This is a genomic window from Klebsiella sp. GW_Kp181 (genome assembly GCF_040062315.1).
GTDB classification, from domain to species: domain Bacteria; phylum Pseudomonadota; class Gammaproteobacteria; order Enterobacterales; family Enterobacteriaceae; genus Klebsiella; species Klebsiella oxytoca.
In genome coordinates this window covers 40287-58261 of the sequence record NZ_JBEAFR010000079.1, presented here as the reverse complement: position 1 = coordinate 58261, position 17975 = coordinate 40287, and the positions used below count along the sequence as shown (strand labels likewise).

The following is a 17975-nucleotide window of genomic DNA, read 5'->3' as shown; positions in this document are numbered from 1 at the left end:
TGCTGATGTGCCATTGTGGAGATAAGGACGAGCGTAGCTTCTTGCGAAGTAAAAATAACACCACCAGACATTTTCTACTTGCTGGAGAAATGATGAATCAGCCGCTGCAAAATAAAAGTTTACCGATGCCCTCCTTACGCAATATTCAGGCATTTATTGAAGTGGCGGATACCGGCAGTCTCAATCTGGCCGCAGAGCATCTCAATATTACGGCCTCAGCGGTCAGCCATCAGATAGCCAGCCTGGAACAGTATCTCGGAAAGAAAATATTTTCCCGCAGCAGTAAAGGCATGGTGTTAACCGCAATTGGTGAAAAATATCTTAAAGAGGTTTCCGGAGCGTTAAATATTATTGGCCAGGCCACCAATCAGGTGATTAACGATATCCATCAGGATTATTTACGCATTCACTCCGCGCCCAGCTTTGGGCTCCTGTGGCTGATGCCCCGCCTGAACAAATTTCGCCAGGCCTGGCCCGAGCTTAAAATTAGCCTGACCTGCTCTTATGAAAGTATCCAGTTCTCCCGCGATAATATTGATATCGATATTCGCCATGGGCTCTCACAATGGCCGACTCTGGTGGTCAAAACCATAAAAAATGAACGCATGCTCCCCTATAGCTCATCAACTTATTTAGCCAGCCGCGAAGTTCAGACTATTGAAGACTTACTGGCCTGCGATCTTATCCACTCCGACAGCACGCTGATCGGCTGGAGCAACTGGTTATCCTGGCACAAGGTTCGCGGCTGGAATAAAAGCTTTATTTTTAATTTTGACCGTTCCTATATGAGCATTGAGGCCGCGCGCATGGGTATGGGCATTATTCTTGAGAGTAATTTGCTGGCCGGTCAGAGCGTTCGTCAACGGCACCTCGAGCCGGTTTTTTCAAGCGACGCGAGTATGCCGGTTAACGCCCATCACTTCGTTTTGCCGCACCCTAACGAGCAAAAAGAGAAAGTGAAGATCTTTTTTAACTGGGTTGCCGAAGAGCTCAGTCATGAGGGATTTCATATCTAACCGTCGACGCTGGACAAAGCGGCAACCTGCGCCTAGAGTTAATCAATCGATTGATTAACTCTTTCAGCGCGATGACCACCACACCGACTACCAGCAAGGGAGAGCAGGCGAAAAGCCAGCTCATCGCCGCCGCTATCGCCCAGTTCGGCGAATACGGCCTGCACGCCACGACCCGCGATATTGCCGCCCAGGCCGGGCAGAATATCGCTGCGATCGCCTACTATTTTGGTTCTAAGGACGATCTCTATCTCGCCTGCGCCCAGTGGATCGCCGATTTTATCGAGCACAATTTCCGTCCCCACGCGCAGGCGGCGGAAGCGCTATTCGCTCAGCCTGTTCCGGACAAAGCCGCCATGCGCACTCTGATTCTGCGCGCCTGTCAGAATATGATTTTGCTACTGACCCAGGATGATACGGTTAACTTGAGCAAATTTATCTCCCGCGAACAGCTATCGCCGACTGCGGCCTACCGGCTTATCCACGATCAGGTCATTGCTCCGCTACACTGCTACCTGACCCGTTTAATCGCCGCTTATACCGGCCTTAACCCTGACAGCACGCAGATGGTGCTGCACACGCACGCGCTACTTGGCGAAGTGCTCGCCTTTCGTCTTGGCCGGGAAACGGTGCTACGCCGCGCGGGCTGGGCTGAATTCGATCGGCAAAAAACCGAGCAAATTTTTGAAGTTATTACCTGCCATATAGATTTCGTTCTGGAAGGATTATCGCAAAGGGGTCTGGAGTCATGAAAAAACCGCTCATCGTCGTTGTGCTGCTTCTCCTGCTGGCCGCTGTCATTGGCGGAGGCTGGTGGTGGTACCAGAGCAGCCAGCAAAAAGAGCTCACGCTTTATGGCAACGTGGATATTCGCACCGTTAACCTGAGCTTTCGCGTGGGCGGACGGCTGGCGTCGCTCAGCGTCGACGAGGGCGATGCAATAAAAGCCGGGCAGACGCTGGGCGAGCTTGATCGCGCGCCCTACGAAAACGCCCTGCAGCAGGCGCAAGCCAACGTTTCCACCGCCCAGGCGCAGTACGACCTGATGATGGCGGGATATCGCTCGGAGGAGATTGCCCAGGCCGCCGCCGCGGTCAACCAGGCGCAGGCGGCTTACGACTATGCGCAGAACTTCTATCAGCGCCAGCTGGGGCTACGCAAAAGCAGCGCCATCTCCGCGAACGATCTGGAAAACGCCCGCTCCTCGCGCGATCAGGCCCAGGCGACGCTGAAATCCGCGCAGGATAAGCTGCGCCAGTATCGCGCGGGGAACCGTCCGCAGGAAATCGCCCAGGCCAGAGCCAACCTTGAACAGGCGCAGGCCGCGCTGGCGCAGGCGAAGCTGGACCTGCACGATACCACGTTGACCTCGCCGTCCGACGGAACGCTGATGACCCGCGCCGTCGAGCCGGGCAGCATGCTTAGCGCGGGCGGTACCGTAATGACGCTGTCGTTAACCCATCCGGTATGGGTACGCGCCTACATCGATGAAACCAACCTGGGCCAGGCCCAGCCGGGGCGCGAAGTGCTGCTTTACACCGATAGTCGCCCGGATAAACCCTATCGCGGCAAAATCGGCTTCGTCTCCCCTACCGCTGAATTCACGCCGAAAACCGTGGAAACCCCGGACCTGCGCACCGATCTGGTTTATCGCCTGCGAATTGTGGTCACCGATGCCGACGACGCGCTGCGTCAGGGGATGCCGGTCACCGTCGCTTTCAGTCATGGAAACGGCCAATGAGCGAAGACGTGATTACGCTGAGCGGCCTGACCCGGAGCTTTACCGGGATGGACCGCCCGGCCGTCGCGCCGCTGGACTGCACCATTCACTCCGGCTATGTGACCGGTCTGGTGGGCCCGGATGGCGCCGGAAAAACCACCCTGATGCGCATGCTCGCCGGGCTGCTGAAGCCCGACGCAGGCAGCGCAAAGGTGATCGGCTTCGACCCGATTGCTGACGATAGCGCCCTGCACGCGGTGCTCGGCTATATGCCGCAAAAATTCGGTCTGTATGAAGATCTGACGGTGATGGAAAATCTCACGCTCTACGCCGACCTGCGCAGCGTGACCGGCGAGGCGCGGGAGAAAACCTTCGCCCGGCTGCTGGAGTTTACCTCTCTCGGCCCCTTTACCGGCCGGCTGGCGGGTAAGCTTTCCGGCGGCATGAAGCAGAAGCTCGGCCTGGCCTGTACCCTCGTCGGCGAGCCGAAGGTGCTGCTGCTGGATGAACCCGGCGTCGGCGTCGACCCCATCTCACGCCGCGAGCTGTGGCAGATGGTACACGAGCTGGCGGGCGACGGGATGCTGATCCTCTGGAGCACCTCCTACCTCGACGAGGCCGAGCAGTGCCGGGACGTTCTGTTGATGAACGAGGGCCAGCTGCTTTACCAGGGAGCGCCAAAAGAGCTGACGCAAACCATGGCGGGACGCAGTTTTTTGATTTCCAGTTCTCGGGAGAATAACCGCCGCCTGCTCCAGCGCACGCTTAAGCTGCCGCAGGTCAGCGATGGCGTCATTCAGGGTAAATCGGTACGCCTGATCATTAAAAAAGAGGCCAGCATCAGCGAAGTACAGAACGCTGCCGATATGCCGCCGCTGGAGGTCGCTGAAACCGCGCCGCGTTTTGAAGACGCCTTTATCGACCTGCTCGGCGGTGCCGGTACCGCCGAATCGCCGCTGGGCAAAATTATCCATACCGTGGAAGGCTCCCATGAGGATACGGTGATTGAAGCGCAGACCCTGACCAAGAAATTCGGCGATTTCGCCGCTACCGATCACGTCGATTTTCAGGTCAAACGTGGGGAGATTTTCGGCCTTCTCGGGCCTAACGGCGCGGGTAAGTCTACCACTTTTAAGATGATGTGCGGCCTGTTGGTCCCCACCTCCGGTAAAGCGCTGGTTCTGGGGATGGACCTGAAGGTCAGCTCCGGCAAAGCGCGTCAGCATCTGGGCTATATGGCGCAGAAGTTCTCGCTGTACGGTAACCTTTCCGTTGAGCAGAACCTGCGCTTCTTCTCCGGCGTATACGGCCTGCGCGGACGGGCGCAGAACGACAAAATTGCCAGCATGAGCGAGGCGTTCGGCCTGAAAAGCATCGCCAGGCAGGCCGCCGACGATCTGCCGCTTGGCTATAAACAACGCCTGGCGCTGGCCTGCTCGCTGATGCATGAGCCGGATATCCTGTTTCTTGACGAACCCACTTCCGGCGTCGATCCCCTCACCCGCCGCGAGTTCTGGCTGCATATCAACAGCATGGTCGATAAAGGCGTCACGGTGATGGTGACCACCCACTTTATGGATGAGGCGGAGTATTGCGATCGTATCGGTCTGGTCTATCACGGCAAATTGATCGCCAGCGGCACGCCGGACGATCTGAAGGCGCTGGCGGCGGATGAAAAACAGCCAGACCCGACGATGGAGCAGGCATTTATCACCCTCATCCATGACTGGGATAAGGAGAACGCCGGTGAGCGCTAAACTGCTATCGTGGCGGCGCGTACGCGCCCTGTGCGTGAAAGAGACGCGGCAGATCGTCCGCGACCCCAGCAGCTGGCTGATTGCGGTGGTGATCCCCCTGCTGCTGCTGTTCATTTTTGGCTACGGGATTAACCTCGACTCCAGCAAGCTGCGGGTGGGCGTGCTGCTGGAGCAGCAGAGCGAAGAGGCGCTGGATTTTGTCCATACCATGACCGGCTCCCCCTATATTGACGCCACCATCAGCGATAACCGCCAGGAACTGGTGCAGATGATGCAGGCGGGACGCATTCGCGCCCTGGTCACCCTACCGGTGGACTTCGACCAGAAGATGGCCCGTCCCGGCGACGACGCGCCGATCCAGCTCATCACCGACGGCAGCGAACCCAATACCGCTAACTTCGCCCAGGGCTACGTCGAAGGCATCTGGCAAATCTGGCAGCAGCAGCGGGCGGAAGATCGCGGTGAAACCTTCGAGCCGCTGATCGACGTGCAGATGCGCTACTGGTTTAACCCGGCCGCCATCAGCCAGCATTTTATTATCCCCGGCGCGATTACCATCATTATGACGGTGGTCGGCGCGATCCTGACGTCGCTGGTGGTGGCCCGCGAGTGGGAACGCGGCACGATGGAAGCGCTGCTGTCGACCGAAATTACCCGCGCCGAGCTGCTGCTGTGCAAGCTGATCCCCTACTATTTCCTCGGCATGCTGGCGATGCTGCTGTGTATGCTGGTGGCGGTGTTTATTCTCGGCGTGCCGTTCCGCGGTTCGCTGGTGATTCTGTTTTTTATTACCAGCCTGTTTTTGCTGAGTACCCTGGGCATGGGGCTGCTGATTTCCACCATCACCCGTAACCAGTTTAACGCCGCGCAGGTCGCGCTGAATGCCGCGTTCCTGCCGTCAATCATGCTCTCCGGATTTATTTTTCAGATAGACAGCATGCCGGCGATAATTCGCGCCGTGACCTACGTGATCCCGGCGCGCTATTTTGTCAGCACTCTGCAAAGCCTGTTTCTGGCGGGCAATATCCCGGTGGTGCTGTTGGTGAACGTGCTGTTCCTGATCGCCTCGGCGGTGATGTTTATCGGCCTGACGTGGCTGAAAACCAAACGACGTCTGGATTAATTTGCCTGCGCGCCCCCCGGTACAAGGGTTGGCAAACGGGTAGCCCGGATAAGCGCAGCGCAATCCGGGGATCACAAAGAGAGAATATGAGATGTTTCATCGCTTATGGACGTTAATCCGCAAAGAGCTACAGTCGCTGCTGCGTGAACCGCAGACGCGGGCGATTTTAATCATGCCGGTACTCATTCAGGTGCTGCTGTTCCCCTTTGCCGCCACGCTGGAGGTGACTAACGCCACCATCGCCATCTATAACGAAGACAACGGCAAGCATGCCGTGGAGCTGACCCAGCGCTTTGCCCGCGCTAAAGCCTTCACCCACGTCCTGCTGCTGAAAAGCCCTCAGGAGATAAGACCGACCATTGACGAACAAAAGGCGCTGCTGGTCGTGCGATTCCCGGCAGATTTTTCGCGCAACCTCGATACCTGGCAGACCGCCCCTCTCCAGCTGTTGCTTGATGGGCGCAACTCCAACAGCGCGCAGATCGCCGCGAACTATCTCCAGCAGATCGTCAAAAACTATCAGCAGGCGTTAATGGAAGGCAAAGCCAAACCAAACAACAGCGAGCTGGTGGTACGCAACTGGTATAACCCGAATCTCGATTACAAATGGTTCGTCGTGCCGTCGCTAATCGCCATGATCACCACCATCGGCGTGATGATCGTCACCTCGCTCTCCGTTGCCCGCGAGCGCGAACAGGGTACGCTCGATCAGCTGCTGGTCTCGCCGCTGGCAACCTGGCAGATCTTTATCGGTAAAGCGGTGCCGGCGCTAATCGTCGCGACCCTGCAGGCCACCATCGTGCTGGGAATTGGTATCTGGGCCTATCAAATCCCCTTTGCCGGCTCGCTGCTGCTGTTTTACTTTACGATGATTGTCTACGGCCTGTCGCTGGTAGGATTCGGCCTGCTGATTTCGTCACTGTGCTCCACGCAGCAGCAGGCGTTTATCGGCGTGTTCGTCTTTATGATGCCGGCAATTCTGCTCTCGGGCTACGTTTCGCCGGTGGAGAATATGCCGCAATGGCTGCAGGATTTGACGTGGATAAACCCGATACGTCACTTTACCGATATCACCAAGCAGATCTATTTGAAGGATGCGAGTCTGGAAATTGTGTGGGGAAGTTTGTGGCCGCTACTGGTCATAGCGGCCACCACCGGCTCAGCGGCGTATGCGATGTTCCGAAGAAAGATCGCGTAATACTCGTCATCGTTCAAGCCACAACTGCGTTAGCTCTCCTCGCTCCCCCCAGTCACATAGTTATCTATGCTTCTGGGGATTCGCTGCGTTGCCGCCTTGTTGTAGCTCGAACGATTTAGCGTATCTGTTTTTATCTTTCGCCAGCAGTGAAACCACCGCTGGACCTGCCAGTATTGCCAGCCCGGCGAGGGCTAACAGCAGGTTGTTGTGCAGCACGCGTGACAGCAGCCACAGCACGATTACCGCCGCGCCGAAGTACCAGGTGGTGGTGAGCTCCTCAAGGAAATCACCGACGTCGCGCCAGCGCTCATCGTGGTGACGCTGCAAGAACAGCATCGACAGTAACGTGACGCCGTACAGCACGCACAAACCTAATCCGACGCGCACCAGCGCGCCGCTCATCCAACCCATCACCAGTACTGCCACGACCAGTAGATGCAACATAATCTGCCAGCAACTAAGACCCGTTGCGACGCGTACACGTTGTTGCCACTTCATGGCTTCTCTCCTGAAGGATTTTTCTCTGCTACTCAGAGTACCGCACTTTACGGAAAATTCCGTATCACCGCATCTTTTTGTGACCTCTACTACACTATTTCCTTCAGGAAAGTGACATTGCCCAGAGAAATAAGGACAACCAAATGCCGCGATTTTCGCTAAACGTGCTGACAATTAACACTCATAAAGGGTTCACTGCCTTCAATCGCCGCTTTATTTTACCCGAGCTGCGCGAAGCGGTGCGTAGCGTCAGCGCCGACATTGTTTGCCTGCAGGAGGTGATGGGTGCGCACGAAATTCATCCGCTGCATATCGAAAACTGGCCGGATACGACCCACTATGAATTTCTTGCCGATACCATGTGGAGCGATTACGCCTACGGTCGCAATGCGGTTTATCCGGAAGGGCATCACGGCAACGCGGTACTTTCTCGCTTTCCTATAGAACATTATCAAAATCTGGATGTTTCGGTCGGCAACAGCGAAAAGCGCGGCCTGCTCTATTGCCGCATCGTCCCGCCCGAAAGCGGGATCGCTATCCATGTGATCTGCGCGCATCTGGGTCTGCGTTCTCATCAGCGCCAGGCCCAGCTGACGATGCTGGCGGACTGGGTAAACGGTTTGCCCGCGGGCGAGCCGGTGGTAGTGGCCGGTGATTTTAACGACTGGCAGCAGCAGGCTAACCGCCAGCTTAAAGCCCAGGCCGGGCTGGAGGAGATTTTTACCCGCGCCAGAGGGCGCCCGGCGCGAACTTTTCCGGTCAGCTTCCCTCTGCTGCGCCTCGACCGCATATACGTAAAAAACGCCCATGCCAGCCAGCCCAAAGCGCTGGCGTTAAAACAGTGGCGTCATTTGTCCGATCATGCACCGCTTAGCGTGGAGATACATCTGTGAAATGCAGCTGGCAGGAAGGAAACCGCATTCGGCTATTAGAAAATGGCGATAACTATTATCCGGCATTATTTGCCGCTATTGATCGCGCGCAGCAGCGGGTGATTCTGGAATCCTTTATCTGGTTCGAGGATGACGTCGGCAGGCAGCTGCATGCCGTGTTGCTCAAAGCGGCCCAACGCGGCGTGCGCGTAGAAGTCCTACTGGACGGTTACGGCTCTCCGGATTTGAGCGAAAGCTTTGTGGGCGAACTGACGTCGGCCGGGGTGATTTTTCGCTACTACGATCCGCGCCCGCGGCTGCTCGGCATGCGCACCAATTTATTCCGCCGCATGCATCGTAAAATCGTGGTGCTCGACGATGTTACCGCCTTTGTCGGCGGAATTAACTACTCCGCCGAGCATATGACCGATTACGGTCCCGAGGCCAAACAGGACTACGCCGTGCAGGTTGAAGGGCCGGTGGTGCTCGACATTCTGCAGTTTGAACTGGAAAACCTGCCCACCAGCGAAGCCACCCGCCGCTGGTGGCGCCGCCGTCGGCATAAGCCCGAAGTCAACCGCAATCCCGGCGAGGCTCAGGCGCTGTTTATCTGGCGGGATAATCAGGATCATCGCGATGATATCGAACGCCACTATCTGAAAATGCTGACCACCGCCCGCCGGGAAGTGATTATCGCCAACGCCTACTTTTTCCCGGGCTATCGACTGCTGCATGCGATGCGCAACGCTGCCCGCCGCGGCGTACGCGTCAAGCTTATTGTCCAGGGCGAACCGGATATCCCGATTGTTAAATTCGGCGCACGTCTGCTGTACCACTACCTGGTCAAAGGCGGCGTGCAGATTTTTGAATATCGCCGCCGTCCGCTGCACGGCAAAGTGGCGCTGGCGGACGACCACTGGGCCACCGTCGGCTCCAGCAACCTCGACCCGCTCAGCCTGTCACTCAATCTGGAAGCCAACCTGGTGATCCACGACCGCGAATTCAACCAGACGCTGCGCGATAATCTCAATGGCTTAATCGCCAACGACTGCCGCGAAGTGGATAAGCGCATTTTGTCGAAACGAACCTGGTGGCGGCTCGGGATTAGCGTGCTGGCGTTCCACTTCCTGCGCCACTTCCCCGCGTGGGTCGGATGGCTTCCGGCCCATACGCCCCTGCTGTCGCGCGTTCAGCCTCCGGTTCAGCCAGAAATTGAAACCCAGGATCGCGTGGACCCGGAAAACCAGGAGGTCAAATCCTGATGGCGAAATCTCACCCTCGCTGGCGGATGGCGAAAAAAATCCTGACGGTGCTCTTTTTTATCGCCGTCGTTGTGCTGCTGGTCGTTTACGCACAGAAAATCGACTGGCAGGAAGTGTGGAAAGTGATTCGTGATTACAACCGTACGGCGCTGCTCAGCGCCATAGGCCTGGTTATCGCCAGCTACCTGATCTATGGTTGCTACGACCTGCTGGGACGCGCCTACTGCGGCCACAAGCTGGCTAAACGCCAGGTGATGCTGGTGTCGTTTATTTGCTATGCCTTTAACCTGACGCTCAGCACCTGGGTGGGTGGGATTGGTATGCGCTATCGGCTCTACTCGCGCCTCGGCCTGAGCGGCGCAACCATTACCCGAATTTTTTCGCTGAGCATTACCACCAACTGGCTGGGCTATATTCTGCTCGGCGGCATCATTTTTAGCTCCGGCATGGTGAAGGTGCCCGAGCGCTGGTATATCAGTCAGTCGTCGCTGCAAATTCTCGGCGTCATTTTGCTGCTGATTTCCGCGTTCTATTTATGGGCCTGCGCCTTTGCTAAAAAGCGCCATCTGACGATAAAAGGCCAGCGGCTGGTTCTGCCCTCCTGGCGCTTCGCGATATTGCAGATGGCGGTTTCCAGCCTGAACTGGATGGCGATGGGGGCGATTATCTGGCTCCTGCTGGGGCCGCAGGTGGACTATTTCCTCGTGCTCGGCGTGCTGCTGGTCAGCAGCATTGCGGGAGTTATCGTGCATATTCCGGCAGGGATTGGCGTGCTTGAGGCGGTGTTTATCGCCATGCTTTCCGGCGAAGAGATTTCGCGCGGCGCGATCATCGCCGCCCTGCTTGCCTATCGCGCGCTCTACTACTTCCTGCCGCTGCTGCTGGCGACCATCGGCTACCTGATTCTGGAGAGCCGGGCAAAGCATCTGCGGGCGAAAAACCAGCGCAAGCTGGCGGGTGAGAAGTAAAAAAGCCCCGGTCGCGGATGCTGACCGGGGCTGCAGTTTCATGCGGTTTGGTAGATATCGTGGATATCTGCCGCTATTTTATCCACTCCTCCGTTGATGAACTTTCCCGGAGGCGCTTCGCTGACCGGGGTACAAGTTCACCACCGTCTGAGATCCGGTAGCCCGGACAGATGCGCAGCATCGCCTACGGGAAACTTTGCTTCTGACCAAAGCTACAGGTTCATCGTTTTCTGCGGTCTGGTAGCCCGGATAAGCGCATCGCGCCGCCATCCGGGAACGAATTAACGACGGTTGCCGAAAATGCGCAGCAGCATCAGGAACAGGTTGATAAAGTCCAGATACAGCGTCAGAGCCCCGAGAATCGAGTATTTGCGCAGCGTCGACGTATCGCGAACGTCAATCTGCTCGCCGATATTTTTCAGCTTCTGGGTGTCATAGGCGGTCAGGCCGACGAATACGATCACCCCGATATAGGTCACCGCCCACATCAGCGCTTCGCTCTTGAGCCAGAAGTTAACCAGCGACGCCAGCACGATACCGATGAGCGCCATAAACAGCATATTGCCGAAGCCGCTCAGATCGCGTTTAGTGGTATAGCCGTAAAGGCTCATCACGCCAAACATCCCGCCGGCAACCACGAAGGTACTGGCGATCGATGAGTAGGTATAGACGAGGAATATACTGGATAAGGTGAGTCCGGTTAGCGCCGAATAGAGCATAAACAGGGTCGTCGCCATACCGGCGCTGAGGCGCTGCACCATGCCCGAGAGCACGAACACTAACCCCAACTGGGCGATAATTAGCCCAAAAAAGGTAATTTTGCTGGAAAAAACAAACATCATCACCGCCGGGGTGTTAGCGGCAAACCACGCGATAAACGCCGTGAGCAGCAGCCCGACCGTCATCCAGCCGTATACCTGCGCCATATAAGTTTGTAGCCCGCTGCGCCCCTGGACGATGGTACCGGAACGAGGATATCTGTCCATGACTGTCTCCTGATTAACGAAATTTATCTTCTAAGCGTACCACACTACCAGCGTTCTGCCGCCTTGCGGTCGCTATCTCGCGCATCCACCCAGCGCTCGCCTTCCGGCGTCGCCTCGCGCTTCCAGAACGGCGCGCGGGTCTTCAGGTAATCCATAATAAACTCCCCCGCTGCAAACGCGCTGCCGCGATGGGCGCTGGTGACGCCGACAAAGACAATCTCTTCTCCGGGCCACATTTCGCCGATACGATGAATCACCGTCACCCTGCCCAGCGGCCAGCGCTCGCGCGCCTGTTCCACGATCTCCGCCAGCGATTTTTCCGTCATTCCCGGATAGTGCTCAAGGGTCAGCGCTTTGACGCTGTCGCCAAGATTGTGGTTGCGGACTTTACCGGTGAACGTCACCACCGCGCCGTCTTCATCGCGCTCGGCCAGCCAGGGATATTCCTCGCCGACTTTAAAGCGGTCATGGCTGACAATAATACGCGTCTGCGTCATATTAGCCCCCGGTAACCGGCGGGAAAAATGCCACTTCATCCCCGGGCGCCAGCGGATGATCAAAGGTCGTCAGCGTCTGATTTACCGCCGCCAGCAGTTTGCCCTCTTCCAGCGCCAGCGCCCAGCGGTCGCCGCGGGCGATGAGCTGCTGGCGAACGGCTTCAACCGTGGTCAGCCCGTTCGGATCGAGAGTCAGTGAGTCGGTGCCGAGTAGTTCGCGCACCTGGGCAAAAAAAAGAACTTTAATCATGGCTAGCTTCCACTCTGAAATCGCCGGACTTACCGCCGCTTTTCGCCAGCAGGCGCACCGGGCCAATCACCATATCTTTCTGCACCGCCTTGCACATATCGTAAATGGTCAGCGCGGCAACGGAAGCGGCGGTCAGAGCTTCCATCTCGACGCCGGTTTTACCGGTCAAACGGCACAGGGATTCGATACGCACCCGGTTATGCTCGGGCTGCGCCTGCAGATTCACTTCGACTTTGCTCAGCATCAGCGGATGACAAAGTGGGATCAGCTCCCAGGTGCGTTTGGCCGCCTGAATCCCGGCGATACGCGCGGTGGCGAAGACGTCGCCTTTGTGATGACTGCCGTCGATAATCATCGCCAGCGTCGTCGCCTGCATTTCAACATAGGCCTCGGCGCGCGCCTCGCGAACCGTCTCCGCTTTCCCTGAGACATCGACCATGTGCGCTTCGCCGGCGGCGTTAATATGGGTCAGCTGTGACATAAACTACTTCTTAAGATGAGAGATAAAGTTGCAAGGGCGCGTGCGCGCATCGAGCTGCGGCGCAATGATATTGTCCCATGCGGTACGACAGGCCTTGGTTGAACCAGGCATGGCAAAAATCAGCGTGCGGTTGGCTACCCCGGCAACGGCGCGGGATTGCAGGGTCGAGGTGCCAATCTCCTCAAAGGAGAGCATGCGGAATACCTCACCGAAGCCTTCCACCTCGCGGTCAAACAGCGGCAGCAGCGCTTCCGGCGCCTGGTCGCCGTCGGTAAAGCCGGTACCGCCGGTAATCAGCACCACCTGCACCTCATCGCCGGCAATCCACGCCGATACCTGGGCGCGAATGGCGTAGCGGTTCTCTTTAACAATCGCCTTATCGACGATGACGTGCCCCGCCTCCTGGGCGGCATCGCGCAGCCAGTGGCCGGAGGTGTCGTCCTCTTCGCCGCGTCGGCTGGAAACGGTGAGAATAGCAATACGGGTCGGGATAAACTCAGCGCTGGCCTGACTCATTAGATCGCTCCTTAAAATGCATTATCCGCCAATATACGACAGGTTCTGGGTAATACCGGTGTTGCCCTGATGCAGGAAATGGGTCTGTTTTTTATGGGTTAACGCTTCGGAAATCCGCGCTTCCAGCGCCGGCTGCTGCTGCTCATCGGCAAGCAGATCGCGCAGATCGACGCCGCCTTCGCCAAACAGGCACAGGTGCAGTTTTCCTACGGAAGAGACGCGCAGACGGTTGCAGGTGGCGCAGAAGTCTTTTTCATAAGGCATGATCAGGCCGATTTCCCCGGCATAGTCGGGGTGGCAAAACACCTGCGCCGGACCATCGCTACGCTGGCGGATCTGATGGATCCAGCCGCGGCGCAGCAATTCATCACGCAGCACCATGCCGGATATATGATGGCGGCGGAACAGTTCATTACCTTCGCCGGTTTCCATCAATTCGATAAAACGTAGCTGAATGCGGCGCGGCTGGATCCACGCGAGAAAGGTATCAAGCTGATGATGGTTAACATCGCGCATCAGCACGGTATTGACCTTCACTTTTTCGAAGCCAGCGGCAAATGCGGCATCGATGCCATCCATCACCTGACGAAATTTGTCCTGGCCGGTTATAGCATGAAACTGACGGGCGTCGAGGCTATCCACGCTGACGTTAATCGCCGTCAGTCCGGCATCGCGCCAGCTTTCAACATCCCGCGCCAGCCGGTAGCCGTTAGTGGTGACCGCAATCTGGCGAATAGAGGAGTTTTCCCGCACGGCGGCGATGATGTCGGTAAAATCGCGTCGCAGAGAGGGTTCACCGCCGGTCAGGCGCACCTTTTCGGTTCCCAGAGCGGAGAAAGCCCGCGTGACGCGACGCACTTCATCGACGCTGAGAAAGCCTTTATTGGTGACGGCGCCGGGCTTATAGCCATCGGGGAGACAGTAGGTGCAACGAAAGTTGCATACGTCGGTAATCGACAAACGCAGATAGTAAAACTTCCGCGCAAATGCATCGGTAAGCTGTGAAGCCATAGACACCTTTCCAAATACGGGAGACGCGGTCATTTCTTTTCGCGCCCTGGTGGCAACCGAAGTTGTCACGGCCAAAGCACCATATCTTTCGACACAGGCACAGAGGCTAGAGTGTTAGTGGGTTACGCCGAATAGTAGCGCGGAAACCAGGGTTATGCCATACCCACATTTCGTTATGTAACGATGTATATAACGGATTTATCTCGCTTTTTTACGACTAAGCGTGTGAGAAAGCAGCGTAATTTATCCCTCCCTTCTTTGCCTTCGGGCGGTAACAGACCCGTTGAGTATTTTATTTTTCCCGCGTAGTAGGTTATCTGGAGCGCAAAAGCTGTAAAAATATCACCCTGGCAATCGGCGGGAATTCACCAGTACGCTGATATTCTCGCCATTGCCACGCTAAAATATCCTTCATAGCTGGAGAGAACGGACATCGTTTTTTAAGGTGAAATCAGTTACTGTGAGCCCGATTAATTGAGATAAGGATTTTTATGCGCAATCGTACTTTCGCCGATCTTGATCGCGTTGTGGCTCTCGGCGGCGGGCACGGGCTGGGACGGGTAATGTCATCGCTTTCTTCGCTGGGTTCGCGCCTGACGGGCATTGTGACTACAACCGATAACGGCGGATCAACAGGACGTATTCGCCGCGCGGAAGGCGGCATCGCCTGGGGCGATATGCGCAACTGTATTAATCAGTTAATTGCTGAACCCAGCGTGGCCTCGGCGATGTTTGAATACCGTTTTAGCGGTAACGGCGAACTTTCCGGGCATAACCTCGGAAACCTGATGCTTAAGGCCCTCGATCATCTGAGCGTTCGGCCGCTTGAAGCGATCAATTTGATCCGCAATTTGCTGAAGGTCGATGCGTTTCTGATCCCGATGTCGGAACAGCCGGTCGATCTGATGGCTATCGATCAGGACGGGCACGAAATTTACGGCGAAGTCAATATCGATCAGCTGGCCTGCGTACCGCGCGAGCTTATGCTCTCCCCGCCGGTGCCCACAACCCGGGAGGCGCTAGAAGCTATCGCCGAAGCAGATTTAATCCTCATTGGCCCCGGCAGTTTCTATACCAGCCTGATGCCGATTTTGCTGCTTGATGAACTGGCGCAAGCGCTGCGCCGCACGCCCGCGCCAATGGTATTTATCGATAACCTCGGCAAAGAGCATAGCCCGGCGGCCAGCCTGACGCTGGCCGACAGGGTCGCCATTATGGAGCAGCAAATCGGCAAACGGGTAATTGACGCGCTGGTTGTCGGCCCGAAAGCCGATAGCGCAGGGATTGAACAGCGGGTCATCATTCAGACGCCGCTGGACGCCAGCGATGTGCCCTATCGCCACGATCGGCAGCTATTACGCAACGCGCTGGAACAGGCCATTCAGGCGTTAGGTTAATCCTCAAGCGGCTTAATTGTGGCGGCAAAAGCTGGCTGGCTTAAAATCTTAAGGTTGTCTTAAAAAAGAATCGGCAGGATAGCGGACATCTCTTCATGTGGACGTTCGCTATGTCGTTATTTTCTTTACGTCGGCCGGTACTCAGCCGTACGGCCTATTTGCTTCTGTTCGCCTGCTATATCGGCCTCGCGCTGAATCTTGCTTTCTATCGCCAGGCATTTACCCTGCTGCCGGTTAACGGTCTGCATAACTGGCTGGTATTCCTCAGTATGCCGATAGTGGCCATCAGCGTGATGAATATCATCACCACTCTCGCCTCGTTCCTGAAGCTCGACCGCCTCGTGGTTAGCCTGTTTATTTTGCTCAGCGCCTCGGCCCAGTATTTTATCTGGACCTTCGGGGTGGTTATCGATCGGGCGATGATTACCAATATTTTCGATACCACGCCCGCGGAGAGCTTTGCGCTGCTCTCCGGGAAAATGGTGCTGATACTGGGGCTTTCCGGCATTCTGGCCGTCGTCACGGCATGGTGGATCAAAATTCGCAAGCCGCAGACGCTTTGGCGCAGTCTTGCCGTACGGCTGGTGAGCATCGCGGTTTCAGCGCTGCTGATTATTCTGGTCGCCGCCCTCTTCTATAAAGATTACGCTTCGCTGTTTCGCAACAACAAAGAGCTGGTAAAGTCCCTGAGCCCGTCAAACAGCATTGTGGCGGTGAATTCATGGTATGCGCATAACAGAATGGACAATCTTCCGCTGGTCAAAATTGGCGAAGACGCCGTTCAGAAGCCGCAGATGCGCAGCGGACCGCGGAAAAATCTGACCATTGTAGTGTTAGGTGAAACTTCGCGGGCGGCCAACTTCTCCCTGAACGGCTACTCTCGCGAGACCAACCCGCGTCTGAAGCAGGATAACGTGATCTATTTCGCTAATACGACTTCCTGCGGCACCGCTACCGCGGTTTCCGTCCCCTGCATGTTCTCCAATATGCCGCGCGCCCACTATGATGAAGAGCTGGCGCATCATCAGGAAGGCGTGCTGGATATCCTGCAACGGGCGGGAATTAAAGTGCAGTGGAATGACAACGACGGCGGCTGTAAAGGGGCCTGCGACCGGGTGCCGCACGAAAACGTCACCGATCTTAAGCTGAGCGGCCAGTGCATCGACGGCGAGTGCTACGACGAAGTGCTGTTCCATAATCTGGATAGCTATATCGATAATCTACAGCAGGACGGGATTATCGTTCTGCATACCATCGGCAGCCACGGGCCGACCTACTACAATCGCTATCCGGCGCAGTTTAAACAGTTTACGCCGACCTGCGATACCAATGAGATCCAGAGCTGCACCCAGCAACAGCTCACTAATACCTACGACAACACGATTTTGTATGTCGATTATGTGGTCGACAAAGCGATAAAATTACTGCAGTCGAAGCAGGATAAATTTACCACCAGCCTGGTATATCTCTCAGATCACGGAGAGTCGCTTGGCGAGGATGGGGTGTATTTGCACGGGCTGCCGTGGTCCATAGCGCCGGATACGCAAAAACATGTGCCCATGCTGCTGTGGTTGTCAGCGGATTATCAACAGCGCTATGGGGTCTCCAGCCAGTGTTTGCAGCAAAAAGCGAAAACCCAAACGTATTCGCAGGATAACCTTTTCTCCACCCTGCTCGGTCTGCTCGGGGTCAGCACTCACGAGTACCAGGCAACAGACGATATTTTAACGCCATGTAGAGAGGCAGGCCGATGAAAATTTTAGTCATTGAAGACGATGCGCTCCTGTTACAAGGATTAATTCTGGCGATGCAAAGCGAGGGCTACGTGTGCGACGGCGTCTCTACCGCCCACGAAGCCGCGCTCTCGCTGGCCAGCAACCACTACAGTCTGGTGGTGCTTGACCTCGGGCTGCCCGATGAGGACGGCCTGCACTTTCTGGCGCGCATGCGGCGAGAGAAGTTTAGCCAGCCGGTGCTGATCCTCACCGCCCGCGATACCGTTGATGAACGTATTAGCGGCCTGGATACCGGCGCGGATGACTATCTGGTTAAACCCTTCGCTCTTGAAGAGCTTAACGCGCGCATCCGCGCCCTGCTGCGTCGCCACAACAATCAGGGCGATAACGAGCTGGCTATCGGTAACCTGCGCCTGAACGTCACCCGGCGGCTGGTCTGGCTCGGCGAACAGTCCCTGGATCTAACCCCGAAAGAGTACGCGCTGCTCTCCCGCCTGATGATGAAGGCGGGCAGTCCGGTACACCGCGAAATTCTTTATAACGATATCTACAGCTGGGACAACGAACCGGCCACTAATACGCTGGAAGTGCATATCCATAATTTACGCGATAAGGTGGGTAAATCGCGGATCCGCACCGTCCGCGGCTTCGGCTATATGCTGGTCGATAATACAGGAGCCGAATAACGCT

At 56.5% G+C, this 17975-nt stretch carries 19 protein-coding genes and 1 riboswitch; of the genes, 12 read left to right on the top strand and 7 right to left on the bottom strand.

What is annotated here, in order from left to right; genetic code table 11:
* The first annotated feature begins 92 nt into the window (after positions 1–92).
* The 6 genes from ABLV11_RS21845 (at position 93) to ABLV11_RS21820 (ending at position 6811) form a co-directional block, all read left to right on the top strand.
* Positions 93–1016 carry a LysR substrate-binding domain-containing protein gene (locus tag ABLV11_RS21845; RefSeq protein WP_016808147.1) on the top strand — a complete coding sequence of 308 codons (924 nt, stop codon included), beginning with the start codon at positions 93–95 and terminating at the stop codon, positions 1014–1016.
* A 71-nt stretch (positions 1017–1087) separates the two neighbouring features.
* Entirely contained in the window at positions 1088–1765 is a 678-nt protein-coding gene (gene cecR / locus ABLV11_RS21840) for a transcriptional regulator CecR (RefSeq protein WP_064370642.1), read from the top strand.
* The gene (gene hlyD / locus ABLV11_RS21835; protein WP_049095994.1) at positions 1762–2754 is read left to right on the top strand and encodes a secretion protein HlyD; all 993 of its coding nucleotides are present in this window, start codon (positions 1762–1764) and stop codon (positions 2752–2754) included. Before cecR ends, hlyD begins: the two co-directional genes overlap by 4 nt.
* Entirely contained in the window at positions 2751–4490 is a 1740-nt protein-coding gene (locus tag ABLV11_RS21830) for an ATP-binding cassette domain-containing protein (protein WP_049095993.1), read from the top strand. The genes hlyD and ABLV11_RS21830 overlap by 4 nt, the downstream gene beginning before the upstream one ends.
* Positions 4480–5613 (top strand): ABC transporter permease, encoded by a 1134-nt coding sequence (locus ABLV11_RS21825; protein ID WP_004100462.1) that lies wholly within the window; start codon positions 4480–4482, stop codon positions 5611–5613. The genes ABLV11_RS21830 and ABLV11_RS21825 overlap by 11 nt, the downstream gene beginning before the upstream one ends.
* 91 nt (positions 5614–5704) lie before the next feature.
* On the top strand, positions 5705–6811 hold the full coding sequence (locus tag ABLV11_RS21820) for an ABC transporter permease (protein WP_049095472.1): 1107 nt from the start codon (positions 5705–5707) through the stop codon (positions 6809–6811).
* A 60-nt stretch (positions 6812–6871) separates the two neighbouring features.
* Here ABLV11_RS21820 and ABLV11_RS21815 read toward each other — a convergent pair whose 3' ends face one another.
* Positions 6872–7309, bottom strand: coding sequence for a YbhQ family protein (locus ABLV11_RS21815; protein ID WP_126488827.1), 438 nt, complete (start codon positions 7307–7309; stop codon positions 6872–6874).
* 143 nt (positions 7310–7452) lie between these two features.
* Between ABLV11_RS21815 and ABLV11_RS21810 the strand changes: the two genes are divergently transcribed.
* The 3 genes from ABLV11_RS21810 to ABLV11_RS21800 are packed head-to-tail and all read left to right on the top strand — an operon-like array spanning position 7453 to position 10411.
* Positions 7453–8202, top strand: a complete 750-nt coding sequence (locus ABLV11_RS21810; RefSeq protein WP_004100457.1) for an endonuclease/exonuclease/phosphatase family protein — start codon at positions 7453–7455, stop codon at positions 8200–8202.
* Positions 8199–9443 carry a cardiolipin synthase ClsB gene (gene clsB, locus ABLV11_RS21805; RefSeq protein WP_126488826.1) on the top strand — a complete coding sequence of 415 codons (1245 nt, stop codon included), beginning with the start codon at positions 8199–8201 and terminating at the stop codon, positions 9441–9443. The genes ABLV11_RS21810 and clsB overlap by 4 nt, the downstream gene beginning before the upstream one ends.
* Positions 9443–10411 (top strand): YbhN family protein, encoded by a 969-nt coding sequence (locus tag ABLV11_RS21800; protein WP_004111555.1) that lies wholly within the window; start codon positions 9443–9445, stop codon positions 10409–10411. The genes clsB and ABLV11_RS21800 overlap by 1 nt, the downstream gene beginning before the upstream one ends.
* A gap of 281 nt (positions 10412–10692) precedes the next feature.
* Here the strand turns inward: ABLV11_RS21800 and ABLV11_RS21795 are convergent, their stop codons facing one another.
* From ABLV11_RS21795 to moaA, 6 genes are all read right to left on the bottom strand, one after another.
* On the bottom strand, positions 10693–11397 hold the full coding sequence (locus ABLV11_RS21795) for a Bax inhibitor-1/YccA family protein (protein ID WP_004100449.1): 705 nt from the start codon (positions 11395–11397) through the stop codon (positions 10693–10695).
* A 44-nt stretch (positions 11398–11441) separates the two neighbouring features.
* Positions 11442–11894 (bottom strand): molybdopterin synthase catalytic subunit MoaE, encoded by a 453-nt coding sequence (moaE, locus tag ABLV11_RS21790; protein WP_004100447.1) that lies wholly within the window; start codon positions 11892–11894, stop codon positions 11442–11444.
* Position 11895: 1 nt separating this feature from the next.
* Positions 11896–12144, bottom strand: a complete 249-nt coding sequence (gene moaD, locus ABLV11_RS21785; protein ID WP_023320611.1) for a molybdopterin synthase sulfur carrier subunit — start codon at positions 12142–12144, stop codon at positions 11896–11898.
* On the bottom strand, positions 12137–12625 hold the full coding sequence (gene moaC, locus ABLV11_RS21780) for a cyclic pyranopterin monophosphate synthase MoaC (RefSeq protein WP_004100440.1): 489 nt from the start codon (positions 12623–12625) through the stop codon (positions 12137–12139). Before moaC ends, moaD begins: the two co-directional genes overlap by 8 nt.
* 3 nt (positions 12626–12628) lie before the next feature.
* A complete protein-coding gene (gene moaB / locus ABLV11_RS21775; protein ID WP_004100439.1) occupies positions 12629–13141 on the bottom strand; it encodes a molybdenum cofactor biosynthesis protein B in 513 nt (170 codons plus the stop codon).
* A gap of 21 nt (positions 13142–13162) precedes the next feature.
* Entirely contained in the window at positions 13163–14152 is a 990-nt protein-coding gene (gene moaA / locus ABLV11_RS21770) for a GTP 3',8-cyclase MoaA (protein WP_126488825.1), read from the bottom strand.
* Positions 14140–14278: riboswitch (molybdenum cofactor riboswitch) on the bottom strand. It overlaps the preceding gene by 13 nt.
* 365 nt (positions 14279–14643) lie before the next feature.
* Between moaA and yvcK the strand changes: the two genes are divergently transcribed.
* The 3 genes from yvcK to pmrA all read left to right on the top strand — a co-directional run bounded on the left by yvcK (position 14644) and on the right by pmrA (position 17971).
* Positions 14644–15549 carry a uridine diphosphate-N-acetylglucosamine-binding protein YvcK gene (yvcK, locus tag ABLV11_RS21765; protein WP_126488824.1) on the top strand — a complete coding sequence of 302 codons (906 nt, stop codon included), beginning with the start codon at positions 14644–14646 and terminating at the stop codon, positions 15547–15549.
* A gap of 110 nt (positions 15550–15659) precedes the next feature.
* Complete coding sequence (gene eptA, locus ABLV11_RS21760; RefSeq protein WP_126488823.1) at positions 15660–17303, top strand: phosphoethanolamine transferase EptA; 1644 nt, start codon at positions 15660–15662, stop codon at positions 17301–17303.
* Positions 17300–17971, top strand: coding sequence for a two-component system response regulator PmrA (gene pmrA, locus ABLV11_RS21755; protein ID WP_016808153.1), 672 nt, complete (start codon positions 17300–17302; stop codon positions 17969–17971). Before eptA ends, pmrA begins: the two co-directional genes overlap by 4 nt.
* Positions 17972–17975 lie beyond the last annotated feature (4 nt).

What these genes read in the sequence shown, in the direction of transcription:
- moaD (WP_023320611.1), bottom strand. Translation starts at nt 12,144, where the DNA reads ATGATTAAAGTTCTTTTTTTTGCCCAGGTGCGCGAACTACTCGGCACC.
- ABLV11_RS21815 (WP_126488827.1), bottom strand. Translation starts at nt 7,309, where the DNA reads ATGAAGTGGCAACAACGTGTACGCGTCGCAACGGGTCTTAGTTGCTGG.
- moaB (WP_004100439.1), bottom strand. Translation starts at nt 13,141, where the DNA reads ATGAGTCAGGCCAGCGCTGAGTTTATCCCGACCCGTATTGCTATTCTC.
- eptA (WP_126488823.1), top strand. Translation starts at nt 15,660, where the DNA reads ATGTCGTTATTTTCTTTACGTCGGCCGGTACTCAGCCGTACGGCCTAT.
- pmrA (WP_016808153.1), top strand. Translation starts at nt 17,300, where the DNA reads ATGAAAATTTTAGTCATTGAAGACGATGCGCTCCTGTTACAAGGATTA.
- ABLV11_RS21845 (WP_016808147.1), top strand. Translation starts at nt 93, where the DNA reads ATGAATCAGCCGCTGCAAAATAAAAGTTTACCGATGCCCTCCTTACGC.
- ABLV11_RS21795 (WP_004100449.1), bottom strand. Translation starts at nt 11,397, where the DNA reads ATGGACAGATATCCTCGTTCCGGTACCATCGTCCAGGGGCGCAGCGGG.
- ABLV11_RS21800 (WP_004111555.1), top strand. Translation starts at nt 9,443, where the DNA reads ATGGCGAAATCTCACCCTCGCTGGCGGATGGCGAAAAAAATCCTGACG.
- ABLV11_RS21830 (WP_049095993.1), top strand. Translation starts at nt 2,751, where the DNA reads ATGAGCGAAGACGTGATTACGCTGAGCGGCCTGACCCGGAGCTTTACC.
- moaC (WP_004100440.1), bottom strand. Translation starts at nt 12,625, where the DNA reads ATGTCACAGCTGACCCATATTAACGCCGCCGGCGAAGCGCACATGGTC.
- hlyD (WP_049095994.1), top strand. Translation starts at nt 1,762, where the DNA reads ATGAAAAAACCGCTCATCGTCGTTGTGCTGCTTCTCCTGCTGGCCGCT.
- cecR (WP_064370642.1), top strand. Translation starts at nt 1,088, where the DNA reads ATGACCACCACACCGACTACCAGCAAGGGAGAGCAGGCGAAAAGCCAG.
- ABLV11_RS21810 (WP_004100457.1), top strand. Translation starts at nt 7,453, where the DNA reads ATGCCGCGATTTTCGCTAAACGTGCTGACAATTAACACTCATAAAGGG.
- moaA (WP_126488825.1), bottom strand. Translation starts at nt 14,152, where the DNA reads ATGGCTTCACAGCTTACCGATGCATTTGCGCGGAAGTTTTACTATCTG.
- moaE (WP_004100447.1), bottom strand. Translation starts at nt 11,894, where the DNA reads ATGACGCAGACGCGTATTATTGTCAGCCATGACCGCTTTAAAGTCGGC.
- yvcK (WP_126488824.1), top strand. Translation starts at nt 14,644, where the DNA reads ATGCGCAATCGTACTTTCGCCGATCTTGATCGCGTTGTGGCTCTCGGC.
- ABLV11_RS21820 (WP_049095472.1), top strand. Translation starts at nt 5,705, where the DNA reads ATGTTTCATCGCTTATGGACGTTAATCCGCAAAGAGCTACAGTCGCTG.